Origin of the sequence: Paenibacillus sp. 2003 (genome assembly GCF_031455635.1) — a bacterium.
GTDB lineage: Bacteria > Bacillota > Bacilli > Paenibacillales > Paenibacillaceae > Paenibacillus > Paenibacillus amylolyticus_B.
In genome coordinates, this window is the sequence record NZ_JAVDTB010000007.1 from 133,687 (window position 1) to 145,151 (window position 11,465).

General features: G+C 47.6%; 11 protein-coding genes. All 11 read left to right on the plus strand.

Going from position 1 to position 11,465, the window contains the following annotated elements:
- Positions 1-40 precede the first annotated feature (40 nt).
- The gene (locus tag J2X75_RS23635; protein WP_091036299.1) at positions 41-445 is read left to right on the plus strand and encodes a F0F1 ATP synthase subunit epsilon; all 405 of its coding nucleotides are present in this window, start codon (positions 41-43) and stop codon (positions 443-445) included.
- Positions 446-1,047: 602 nt separating this feature from the next.
- Positions 1,048-1,305, plus strand: coding sequence for a DUF1146 family protein (locus J2X75_RS23640; protein WP_017691941.1), 258 nt, complete (start codon positions 1,048-1,050; stop codon positions 1,303-1,305).
- A gap of 521 nt (positions 1,306-1,826) precedes the next feature.
- Positions 1,827-3,173, plus strand: coding sequence for a UDP-N-acetylglucosamine 1-carboxyvinyltransferase (gene murA / locus J2X75_RS23645; protein ID WP_082762960.1), 1,347 nt, complete (start codon positions 1,827-1,829; stop codon positions 3,171-3,173).
- 469 nt (positions 3,174-3,642) lie between these two features.
- Positions 3,643-4,983, plus strand: a complete 1,341-nt coding sequence (gene spoIID / locus J2X75_RS23650; protein WP_310340702.1) for a stage II sporulation protein D — start codon at positions 3,643-3,645, stop codon at positions 4,981-4,983.
- 475 nt (positions 4,984-5,458) lie between these two features.
- Positions 5,459-6,196, plus strand: coding sequence for a M23 family metallopeptidase (locus J2X75_RS23655; RefSeq protein ID WP_091012958.1), 738 nt, complete (start codon positions 5,459-5,461; stop codon positions 6,194-6,196).
- Positions 6,197-6,366: 170 nt separating this feature from the next.
- The gene (gene spoIIID / locus J2X75_RS23660) at positions 6,367-6,654 is read left to right on the plus strand and encodes a sporulation transcriptional regulator SpoIIID (RefSeq protein WP_024632710.1); all 288 of its coding nucleotides are present in this window, start codon (positions 6,367-6,369) and stop codon (positions 6,652-6,654) included.
- Positions 6,655-6,873: 219 nt separating this feature from the next.
- Complete coding sequence (gene mreB / locus J2X75_RS23665; RefSeq protein ID WP_076209800.1) at positions 6,874-7,872, plus strand: rod shape-determining protein; 999 nt, start codon at positions 6,874-6,876, stop codon at positions 7,870-7,872.
- A gap of 102 nt (positions 7,873-7,974) precedes the next feature.
- Complete coding sequence (locus J2X75_RS23670; RefSeq protein WP_310340708.1) at positions 7,975-8,859, plus strand: flagellar hook-basal body protein; 885 nt, start codon at positions 7,975-7,977, stop codon at positions 8,857-8,859.
- Positions 8,860-9,390: 531 nt separating this feature from the next.
- Positions 9,391-10,230 carry a flagellar hook-basal body protein gene (locus tag J2X75_RS23675; RefSeq protein ID WP_310340711.1) on the plus strand — a complete coding sequence of 280 codons (840 nt, stop codon included), beginning with the start codon at positions 9,391-9,393 and terminating at the stop codon, positions 10,228-10,230.
- A 12-nt stretch (positions 10,231-10,242) separates the two neighbouring features.
- The gene (locus J2X75_RS23680; RefSeq protein WP_210109216.1) at positions 10,243-10,467 is read left to right on the plus strand and encodes a DNA-directed RNA polymerase subunit beta; all 225 of its coding nucleotides are present in this window, start codon (positions 10,243-10,245) and stop codon (positions 10,465-10,467) included.
- 484 nt (positions 10,468-10,951) lie between these two features.
- Positions 10,952-11,383: a 3-hydroxyacyl-ACP dehydratase FabZ gene (gene fabZ, locus J2X75_RS23685; RefSeq protein WP_145324406.1), complete on the plus strand. Its 432-nt coding sequence runs from the start codon at positions 10,952-10,954 to the stop codon at positions 11,381-11,383.
- Positions 11,384-11,465 lie beyond the last annotated feature (82 nt).

An 11,465-nucleotide genomic window follows, 5' to 3' on the forward strand; every position in this document is an offset into this window, starting at 1 on the left:
TGAAGCGGGCTATCCTTCGGATATTTCAGGAGGGATGGAATTGAGCACCTTTTTGTTGGAAATCGTAACACCCGAGCGTTTGGTCTATTCAGAACAGGTGAATAGCATTACGGCTCGTGGTATTGAAGGGGAACTGGGCATTCTGCCAGGTCATATTCCTATGGTTACACCTTTGCAGATTGCACCGATCTATATCCATAACGGAAAAGAAAATAAACGAGTTGCTATCGGTGGCGGGTTTATTGAAGTACGTAAAGATAAGGTTGTTGTACTCGCAGAGAGTGCTGAATTCCCGGAAAACATTGATGTGGATCGTGCGCGTGCGGCGAAAGAGCGGGCAGAACGTCGGCTTGCAAGCCAAAGCAATCAGGACCACTTTGATCACCGTCGTGCAGAGATTGCGCTGCAAAAAGCGGTTAACCGGATTAATGTGTTCGGCAAATAAACGATTCTTGGAAGCCCGGCGGCTTAGTCTGCCGGGCTTTTTTGAGTTTGTTTGATAGAATTGTTTTATCGAACATATCAAAATGGCTGACCACATTCCATCAAATCCCTCCAGTAAACAGAAGTATTTTAAGCAAAATATTCACCGATTATGAGGGTTTGAATAGAATGTAGGACTAAAGTAGTGGGCGCATTTACCACTAAGAGAACCATTTTTTTTCATGAATGAATTTAAATTATTTCCGAGGAAATGACAGAATCGATATCGAAATAGCGCTCTTTTATGTCGTTTTAGTCACAAAATCCCGGCATTTTAAAATTAAAATATTTGAGAAGTGGAAATCAATGTAATTGACAATGTATGATGAAAGAGCCTATATTCCATAGAGTCAGCAGAAGCAGGAAGCTGCGTAGTAGATTCCATATTCACAGCCGCATTGTTGCTGCTCGGTGATTGGGCATCAGGAGATTCCTGCCTAGCAGGAGTAAATCTGACAGTACGCTCAGTATGTTGTGCTTAGGACATTCCAGTATACTAACAAGTTATGGGTGCCGGGCATATGATATGCTGATCGCTGCAACAAATGTGGAGGTAAAGAATATATGGATACTGATCTGACGAATCAGGTGAACCAGGCGTTAAGCACCAACGGCTTGGTCTCAATCATCGTCTCCCTGTTATGTATAGCGTTGTCTTGGTGGGCTTTGACAAATCTCAAACTGGATTTAATCATCAGACAACCACGAGGTGCTCAGGGAAGACTGTTGCATTTGTTGCTCGCCATCATTTTGGGGCATGCCGTTGCTGGCTTTGTCATTGACTACTTGTCCTGGACTCAAATGTTGCGTAATTTGTTTTAATGTTGAGATGGTTGGTTAATCATCTGTTAGGTTCTTCAAGCTGCTCATTGTCGAATAACATCGATTAATTGTGTTAACAATTAGAGTATGAGTTGTCGGTAAAGAAATTAAGAAAAAAATGTGACGTAAAATTGGATGAATTTGAGATGTTTTATGTAAAAATGCTTGTATCGTACAATTCAACAATGTTATGATGGAAGTTAGGGAATTCACAATTGTTCACTTATTTTGTAGTTATAAACGGGATATCCGGTTCATGCCGGCTAATAACCATCCCACTCTGTCTGTTCTGATGCTCTGCTGGCTTGTAAGACACTCATTTTACATGCTGAATAGCAAGATGCACGGCACATGGTATCATTGATATGGATTATAAAAACCAATTCTTTTCTGAACAGACATCTGTGGCAACATGCCAGAATATGTCGAAATTCCACACACAGCAACAGTCCTTTCTAGCATAGTGGGGCTTACGTATTCCGGAATGAAGAAAAGGGAATAAAAGCGCGGAGGGAACCATGATGAGCAAATTTATCGTCCGCGGTGGCAAAAGGTTGACCGGAAGTGTCAAAGTTAGCGGCGCTAAAAATTCTGTTCTTCCGATCATCGCTGCCTCTCTCTTAGGGGAAGAAGGACAAAGCGTTATTATTGACGCGCCTCCTCTAGACGATGTGATGACGATTAACAAGGTGTTGGAATCGCTGGGAGCGGGAGTTACATACCGGGACGAAGTGATTACCGTAAATGCGGAGAAACTTACTTCCTGTGAAGCCCCGTATGAATGGGTAAGTAAAATGCGGGCGTCTTTCCTGGTCATGGGGCCTTTGTTGACTCGAATGGGTCATACAAGAATCTCACTTCCTGGTGGATGTGCCATCGGTACACGGCCTATTGATCAGCATTTGAAAGGTTTTGAAGCCATGGGCGCAGAGATCAGCTTGGGCCAAGGTTATATCGAAGCTCGTAGCCAAGGACGGTTGCGTGGCGCGAAAATTTATCTGGATGTGGCTTCCGTAGGTGCCACTCAAAATATTATGATGGCTGCAACATTAGCCGAAGGTGTAACTGTTCTGGAGAACGCGGCGAAAGAACCTGAGATTGTGGATCTTGCCAACTTCCTGAATGGAATGGGTGCCATCGTACGTGGTGCTGGTACTGGAGTGATCCGCATTGAAGGTGTGGAGAAACTGACAGGTGTTACACACACCGTTATTCCGGATCGGGTAGAAGCTGGTACGTATATGGCTGCTGCTGCAATTTCTGGTGGTGATGTGTACATTGAAGGTGCAATCTCTGATCATTTAGGCTCCGTTATTGCGAAGCTTGAAGAGATGGGTGTTACAATCCAACCGGATGAGAATGGCGTGCGTGTAATCGCAGATCGTCCTCTTAAGGCTGTGGATGTGAAAACATTACCATACCCAGGATTCCCGACAGATATGCAATCTCAGATGATGGCACTCTTGCTCGCATCTGAAGGAACAAGTGTCGTGACAGAGACTGTTTTTGAAAACCGATTCATGCATGTGGATGAGTTCCAATTGATGAATGCGGAGATCAAAGTTGAAGGACGTTCGTCCATCATCACAGGTAATGCCAAACTGAAGGGTGCCAAAGTAACAGCTACCGATTTGCGTGCGGGTGCCGCACTCATTATTGCAGGTCTTGTTGCTGAAGGTACAACGGAAGTGGGCGGTGTTCATCACATCGACCGTGGCTATGTACATCTCGCTGAGAAGCTTAATGGACTTGGCGCTGACATCTATCGGATCTCGGTTGATGAGCCTAAGCTGGAAGCAACCAAAGCACCTAGTGAAAAAGTGGAGAAAGAAGTACCGATGTTTAAAGTACAACCAACTTTGGCTTAACACTGGATTGAATAGAAAAAATATGGTCCCCCTATGATGAGTCACACAGTTGTGTGGATTATGAATGCGATGGAACGTATATTGTAAAAAATGATAAAGCTAAGCCATCTGGCTTGGCTTTTTTTGTGTTTACTTTTAAGAAGACAAAGAGATATTTGATACCTGATTCTATTAATAGCTGGTCCTAACTTGTATAGCATAACATCGTATTCTGTATCCATCCTGAACCAAATGAAAGAGCGTACTTTATATAGGGTGTCGGTTCCGGCTAAACCCCGGTATTCAGCGACAGATCAACGTTTCTAAGATGTACATAGCAAAAGAAAACAGAAAATTGAACAGAACGAAAAGGGCCTCGTTTCTCTTAAATCAGGTTCTATCAGATCAAGCCAGCTCATAACCTAAACTATGGATTTGAACAACACGACCGGCACATGACCGGCCATAGATAACGGAGGGTTATATTCGAATGAAAGAAGCTCGTGTACAGGTAAAGGTACCCCTTGTCCCTCGTCCAGGTATGCAAGAGCCGGAGGGAAATACCATTTCTGGAGTGGAAAAAGACAAGCCTGCCCCATCGAACCTGAGGACTATTCCATCACAGCCTGCAAGATTATCCAATCCAGGGCGGGTGTCGACAGATGAGCTGAACGGACAGACAACCGAGCACATTCATATACCTGTTATTGAGCTGGACCAGTTCCGCCGTGTGAAGCGTCGCCGAATGCGGACATTTGGACGAAAACCCCGTTGGGGGCGCAATACGACGCGATGGCAACCTGCTGCCGCTGTATCTGCCTTATTGGCAATGGCGTTGCTGATTCCGGTAATTCTGGTATGGCCGCGGACAAACGAATCACCAAAGCCGGTGCCTGCTCCAACAGATTCAAGCAGTTCAAGAACCCCAGCTCCTGCGCCAGCCGTTCCTGTTACGTACCCTGAACCCAAAGTGCGCGTATACCTGTCTGCAACAGGCACAACGATGAATCTGCCATTGGAAGACTATGTTACCGGGGTAGTGGCAGCTGAGATGCCAGCGGAATTCAGATTGGAGGCGTTAAAGGCACAGGCGATAGCAGCTCGCACATTTATCGTGCGAAGACTTGCTGCTAGTGATACAAGCGGTGTTCCATCAGGTGCGGCGGATGTGACGGATACGGTCAGCCATCAGGTGTTTATTCCGCCAGATCAGGTGAAAGCGGATTGGACTCGTCTAGGGAAGGCAAAGGAATGGGAGAAGCTGCAACAGGCTGTACGCGAAAGTCGAGATACGGTGATGACCTACCAGGGCAAGGCGATCACGGCATCCTTTTTTTCTACAAGTAATGGGTATACCGAGAATGCGGAGGATGTATGGGGGAACGCTGTGCCTTATCTGCAAAGTGTAGACAGTCCGTGGGACAAAAACCTGGCACCAGGATTCAAGCAGACCGTCACCATGAAGCGTAACGAGATTCTGCAGAAGTTGAACTTGGATGCCATTCCGGTTACCACCCAGAAGAGTGGATCGTGGATGGAAGTATTGTCTACAACCAAAGGGCATCGGATTAAGGAAATGCAGATCGCAGGTGAAACATTCAGCGGCCCTGAGGTCCGTAAGCTGCTCGGATTAAGATCCAGCCAGTTCAGTTGGAAGACCACAGGTGACGAAATCCAGATTACAACGTACGGATACGGGCATGGGGTTGGCATGAGCCAATGGGGAGCAAATGGCATGGCGCAGGAGGGACACACGGCCACTCAGATTCTCAAACACTACTATACCGGCATTTCATTCGGACAGGCATCCAAGATGCTTGCATCGAAGTAGGAGAGATGAACACGGATGGATAGATAAATGCTTTGACGCATGAGGACGTCAGGAAAGCCTTAGTCGGCCGGTATCCAGTCACATCCTATATCATTTCGCTTTCTGCTAGTAAACTCACTTCTGAGAAGGATTGGTCATTAAGCCAATTCGCGCTTTTTACCAACCGCCCTTTCCGGAGGTTTTAAGACTTGGCTATATATGCGGAGAGTGCTAGCGTATGCAGAGCGCAGGGGACAGAAAAGACCTGTAGAAGCGAAGCGTCCGCCTTTATCACCGGATTCCTCCCTTGGGAGAATATAATCAGGAAATCCGGGGATAACAGCTGGTCGAAAGGTTTTCTGGCCCCGAAGCGGTGCACGAACTAACACTCATCTCCAATATATATAGCACTCTCTGAAACCTCCGTGAAAATAATTAGAGTCGCGCGTGTATAAAAGAGTTGCACCCGGTAACACTTGTTACTGAGGTGATTAACATGAATGAACAAAACAAAAAAACAATCCAAGAAGAAACTCCTAAAACAACTCAAGGAGTACCGGCTAGTCAGCCCTCTTCATGGAAAAGAGCAATGTCCAAACGCTGGGTCTTCCCGGCAGCCTACATCGCAGCAGCAGGCATTATACTAACCTTAGTGTGGGTCTATCAGGGCACAGGCGACAAAACGCTGAACTCGGACCCTGCTAGCGGGGTAGTAGAAACAGGCGCATCGGCGGGTACAGAAGGAACAGCAGTAGGCGGAGAAGAAAGTGTGGAAGTTGTTGCAAAGTCGGAGAATTTTGTGTGGCCGGTAGCGGTACCGTCCGAAATTTCGGTAGTAAAACCTTTCTATGATAGCGAAGCTTCAACCGAGGAACATGAAGCGGCAATGGTGCAGTACAATGATACATTCATCCCGAACACGGGTGTGGATCTGGCACGTGGGGATAATAAAACGTTTGAAGTCAAAGCAGCGCTTGCCGGTAAAGTTACCCGGGTTGAGCAAAATCCGCTCACAGGTCAGGTTGTGGAAATCACACACAGCGATAACCTGAAGACGGTATACCAAAGCTTGGCAGACGTCAAAGTGAAACAGGACGACGAAGTAAAACAGGGAGATGCGATTGCATCCGCTGGCGTCAATGAATTGGGCAAAACGCTTGGCAACCACCTTCACTTTGAAGTGTACGAAGACGGACAGCCGGTTAACCCGCAAGGATATCTTCCGGAAAAATAAATGAATTTTACCGCAGCAACATGATGGGCAGAGGGTTGAACCTCTGCTCTTTTTGTGCTTTTCAGAAAATAATGGGACCTTCGAAGCTTGTCACACCTCTAAACCGCGAATATATAGGCATGCTCCTCATATAATGTACCAAACTATCCACACAGTAGGGAGGCGGGAGCGTGCACGATTACATCAAGGAACGGACCATCAAAATTGGTCGCTGCATTGTTGAGACGAGGAATACGGTCCGTACCATAGCCAAAGAATTCGGCGTGTCAAAGAGTACTGTGCATAAGGATCTGACGGAGCGTCTGCCGGAAATCAACCCTGATCTTGCTGACCAGGTGAAACACATTTTGGAGTATCACAAGTCCATCCGCCATTTGCGGGGCGGTGAAGCGACCAAAATTAAATACAAAAAAACGAGTGGCAAGAAACGTGAGGTGTTGGCTTCCGCCAAATCGTAAGCATCTTCACAAAGACGTAGGCCAAAAAGCTCACACATGCATTGAATCCCTCCCCTGAAGTATGATATGTTAAAAGCTGGTACAGGATCGAATTATGACATCTTATCAGCCCGATTTTTACATATATATGTTGCACTTTGTCGAACGAGCGGTGACGTGATAAGGGACTCTTTTTCACAGGATACGCTGACCAAATAATATCACTTTGGGGGCTCTTTTATGTTTAGCAAGGATATCGGTATTGATCTTGGCACGGCCAACGTGCTTATTCACGTGAAAGGAAGTGGGGTTGTCCTCGATGAACCTTCCGTCGTGACCATTGAAAGAGATACGAAGCGTGTCCTTGCTGTTGGGGAAGAAGCGCGTCGTATGGTGGGGCGTACTCCAGGTAACATTGTTGCCATTAGACCGCTGCGTGACGGCGTTATTGCGGACTTCGAGATTACAGAAGCGATGCTCAGACATTTCATTAATCGTGTGGGTGCAAGAAGCTGGTACAGCCACCCTCGAATTTTGATCTGTGCACCAACGAACATTACTTCCGTGGAGCAGAAGGCCATCCGTGAGGCGGCAGAACGCAGCGGTGCCAAAGAAGTGTTTCTGGAAGAAGAGCCGAAAGCGGCAGCGATCGGTGCGGGAATGGATATTTTTCAGCCGAGCGGCAATATGGTCGTGGATATCGGCGGCGGTACGACTGACGTTGCAGTCCTTTCTATGGGCGACGTGGTCACCGCCTCTTCTATTAAAGTCGCAGGGGACAAGTTCGACGAAGCCATTATCAAGTTTATCAAAGCCAAGTACAAGCTCATGATCGGTGAACGGACCGCTGAAGATCTCAAAATTGCGATTGGTTCCGTGCATCCGGATGGAGGCCAAACGGAGATGGATATTCGCGGACGCGATATGGTATCCGGTCTGCCAGTTACCGTAACGGTATCGGGAAAAGAAGTACAGGAAGCACTCTGGGATTCTGTGCAATCTATCATCGTAGCAGCGAAGTCGGTATTGGAACGTACACCGCCTGAATTGTCAGCGGACATTATCGACCGTGGTGTTGTATTGACTGGCGGAGGTGCATTGCTGAACGGACTGGACGAGCTTTTGTCCAATGAATTGCATGTACCGGTATGGGTTGCGGAAGATCCAATGCACTGTGTCGTGAAGGGGACAGGCATTATGCTTAATAATTTGGATCAGGTGGTTAAGAAAAAGTTCTAATCTGCCGATATAAAAAGCAAAGGTTCGCCATGCTCGGAAAGCAGAACGGACAAGCAGCCAACCTGCGATGCAGTGCAAGCGCTTGAGGAGAGGGGTTAATACATGTTAAGAGGTCTGTACACCGCTACTGCGGGAATGATTACGCAACAACGCCGCCATGACACAGCAACACAGAATATCGTAAATATGAACACCACGGGATACAAACAGGTCAACAGCGTAAGCCGTTCCTTCCCGGAAATGCTCATTACCTTGGTAGGCGGAGATGCAAATCTCCCGACAAAGCGGTTGGGCAAGCTGAACACGGGGGTGTTCGCGGAAGAGAGTTTGTCCATGAATTTGCAGGGGACTATTATGGAGACTGGGCAGAAAAATGATTTTTCCATTTCATCCAATATGACTGTCAATGATCCGCAGACTGGACAACCTGTCCCGTTTGACGCATCAGGCAAATTTGTACGGGCCGACGGCACGGTGACTTTCCAGCCTCAGGCGTATTTTACAGTTCAGGATGCAGAAGGTAACACCGGATATACACGCGATGGTCACTTCGAGATTACAGGAACCGGACAATTGCTGAGTTCAACAGGTTCACAAGTGTTGGATAATAATGGACAACCTATAATGTTGACAGGTTCCGTAGAGCAATTTAAAGTGGATGAGCAAGGCCGTTTGGTGGATGCAGCAACAGGTGCACCAACAGGGGTTACTCTTGGCATTAGTGTCATTGACCAGCCGAATCAACTGGTTCGTCAAGGTAATGGCAATTTCAGTCTCAGCGATACAAACGGGGCAACGTCACGGATGATGGCTGCCGGTGATAATGTGCAGATCCGTCAGGGATACCTGGAAGGTTCCAATGTTGATGCTTCACAGGCAACGGTTGATATGAACGCCGCATTCCGTGCGTATGAAGCGAACCAGAAGATCGTACAATTCTACGACCGCAGTCTGGATAAAGCCGTCAATGAAGTCGGGCGTGTATAACGCCGGCCTTGAAATATAACCGCGTAGCGGAGAGCCAAAAGCCCTTTGCGCAGCAAAGCAGAGAGGCTCACGCCAAGCGCAAACCAAACGCATCGGAGCCTATGCGAGGATTGCGTAGCAGTACCTGAGCGCAGCGACGGTCTCGACAGCCCTTTGCGAAGCAAAGCAGGGAGAGACCACGCGGAGCGCAAGAGCCTAGACGCATCCGAGCCTATGCGAGGATTGCGCAGCAGTACCTAAGCGTAGCGACGGTCTCGACAGTCCTTTGCGAAGCAAAGCAAGGAAGAGACCACGCGGAGCTACACGCCGCATAAAGAGCGTGCCGTGCTATGATTCAGCCATGTGAAGTTATGGCGGGAATCATAGTCTGGCAGTCGCGGCGAACACACACCACCGTCACTTAGCAAGATCGTACCCCACTTACCTAATCCGCCTGTTTCGGGAGTCCAGAGGGCAGCGCCATCTGGGGCCCTCCCTACTAGGGAGGGTTTGGGAGGGTGGACAGGAACCAAGGGAGGGTAAACCACACCGATGAATAATTCCATGATTAGTGCCAAGGTTTCAATGACTGCCATACAGCAACGTCTGGATGTCATTGCCGATAATATTGCCAACGTGAATACGGCAGGCTATAAGAGTAAGCAAGCGGCTTTCGAGGATGTGCTCACACGGGTGCAACAACAACACGACAAGTACAAACTCGACGGACGTTCCACACCAATGGGGTATAATCTTGGGTTTGGTGCTCGTTTGGCGGATGTGACGAAGGATATGTCTCAAGGCACCTTGAACGAGACTGGCCTTCCGACCGATTTGGCCATTGAGGGAAATGCCATGTTTGCGGTTGAAGCGAATGGGGAAAAAATGTGGACACGTCAGGGTGCATTTCATTTTGTGCCCGATACAAGACCGAAGCCTACTCCGAATTCACCAGATATGATGGTCATGGTTAACGGCGAAGGTCACTTTGCCTTGGATCGTCTAGGAAACCGTATTACGGCACCGAACAATAGCAAAGTTGCTTTTGATGAAAATGGCAACCTGTTAATTCGACGCGGTAATGAGGCGAACGCAACCATTGGGGCACAACTGCAAGTGGTAGACATTGAACGCCATGAAGGTCTGGTACAATATGCGGATAACCTCTTTGGCCTGGATGCGGGATTAACCGAGGATGATGTATTTGGCGCGAATGCAGCTACACGTCAAGCAGCTGCCTTGATCCGTCCAGGATATCTGGAGCAATCCAATGTGGATATGACACAGGAGATGTCTTTGCTTATGCAAGGACAACGGACATATCAACTGGCGGCAAAGGCGCTAACTTCAAGTGATTCCATGTTGGGTCTTGCCAACAATATGAGAGCGTAAAAGGTGAATGTGATGACAGAAACACAGCAGCAGAACAGTAAGCCAGAGAAAAAGGAAGTCAAGAAGAAGAAGAGTGGATGGCGCATCGCTAGATGGTTCCTGGTCCCGGCCCTGCTTGTTCTTGCCCTTGCTGGCGGAATGGTAGCTGGATATGTGGTACTGGGCAAACAGGATATCGGTTCCGTATGGCAATGGAGTACATGGGAACATGTATATAATCTCGTGTTCGCTCCATAATGTAACGAGTTAAGCAAAACTCCTGCGCAGGCAGGAGTTTTCTTTTTGACGTTGAAAACAGTATAATGATGGATGACGTTTGACGTCACAAAAGAGGCCTCCCCTGCGAAAGACATTCGTCATCGCGAAGAGAGACCCCTTATCTTAACCTTCACTACTGCAGTCATGAAGGATATAACTAGTGTTAACCGAAAATATGCTTTCCATACAAAATTTTAAAATTAAAAACCCTTTATATGAGCTTCGACTTTTTGTCGTGGGGTTGACCTTGCAGCACCGAAGTAAGTGGAGGGAACGGAATCGTTCAGAAGAAGCGAAGCGCTCGCCTTTGTCACCGAATTTTGACCTCTATGTGGTTGATCGAAAAAATTCGGAGACAACAGCGATCAGAAGGACGATCCGTAACCGTAACGACCACCGTAGCGCTAAGAGTCAATCCATGATGAAGAATGCTCATATAAACATCCCGAGAGGAGATTACACTGTGCTCGATATCAAACAGATTCAAGAAATCATCCCGCACCGTCCCCCGTTTCTGCTGGTGGACAAGATTCTAGAGATTGAGGATGGCAAACGTGCCGTTGGTCTGAAGAACGTAACCATTAACGAACCTTTCTTCATTGGTCATTTCCCAGAGTATCCGGTAATGCCGGGTGTACTGATTACAGAAGCGCTGGCTCAGGTTGGTGCAGTAGCCATTCTGAATATGGAAGGCAACAAAGGCAAAATTGGCTTTTTGGCGGGACTGGACAACTTCCGATTCCGTGGACAAGTTGTGCCTGGAGATACGTTGATTCTGGAAGTGGAGATTACACGTCTGAAGGGTTCAATTGGTAAAGGTAAAGCAACCGCCCGTGTAGACGACAAAGTGGTCGCTGAAGGCGAGATTATGTTTGCACTGTCTGACCCAAGCTGATTACTTACGTGAGCATCTACATCATGCAGGGAAGTAGACGGACCGAATGATGCAAGATGCTGAAGTAACTCAGCACACCTGA

Coding starts and splice junctions, on each gene's coding strand:
- J2X75_RS23640 (WP_017691941.1), top strand. CDS start 1,048: ATGGATACTGATCTGACGAATCAGGTGAACCAGGCGTTAAGCACCAAC.
- murA (WP_082762960.1), top strand. CDS start 1,827: ATGAGCAAATTTATCGTCCGCGGTGGCAAAAGGTTGACCGGAAGTGTC.
- spoIID (WP_310340702.1), top strand. CDS start 3,643: ATGAAAGAAGCTCGTGTACAGGTAAAGGTACCCCTTGTCCCTCGTCCA.
- J2X75_RS23655 (WP_091012958.1), top strand. CDS start 5,459: ATGAATGAACAAAACAAAAAAACAATCCAAGAAGAAACTCCTAAAACA.
- mreB (WP_076209800.1), top strand. CDS start 6,874: ATGTTTAGCAAGGATATCGGTATTGATCTTGGCACGGCCAACGTGCTT.
- J2X75_RS23670 (WP_310340708.1), top strand. CDS start 7,975: ATGTTAAGAGGTCTGTACACCGCTACTGCGGGAATGATTACGCAACAA.
- J2X75_RS23675 (WP_310340711.1), top strand. CDS start 9,391: ATGAATAATTCCATGATTAGTGCCAAGGTTTCAATGACTGCCATACAG.
- J2X75_RS23680 (WP_210109216.1), top strand. CDS start 10,243: ATGACAGAAACACAGCAGCAGAACAGTAAGCCAGAGAAAAAGGAAGTC.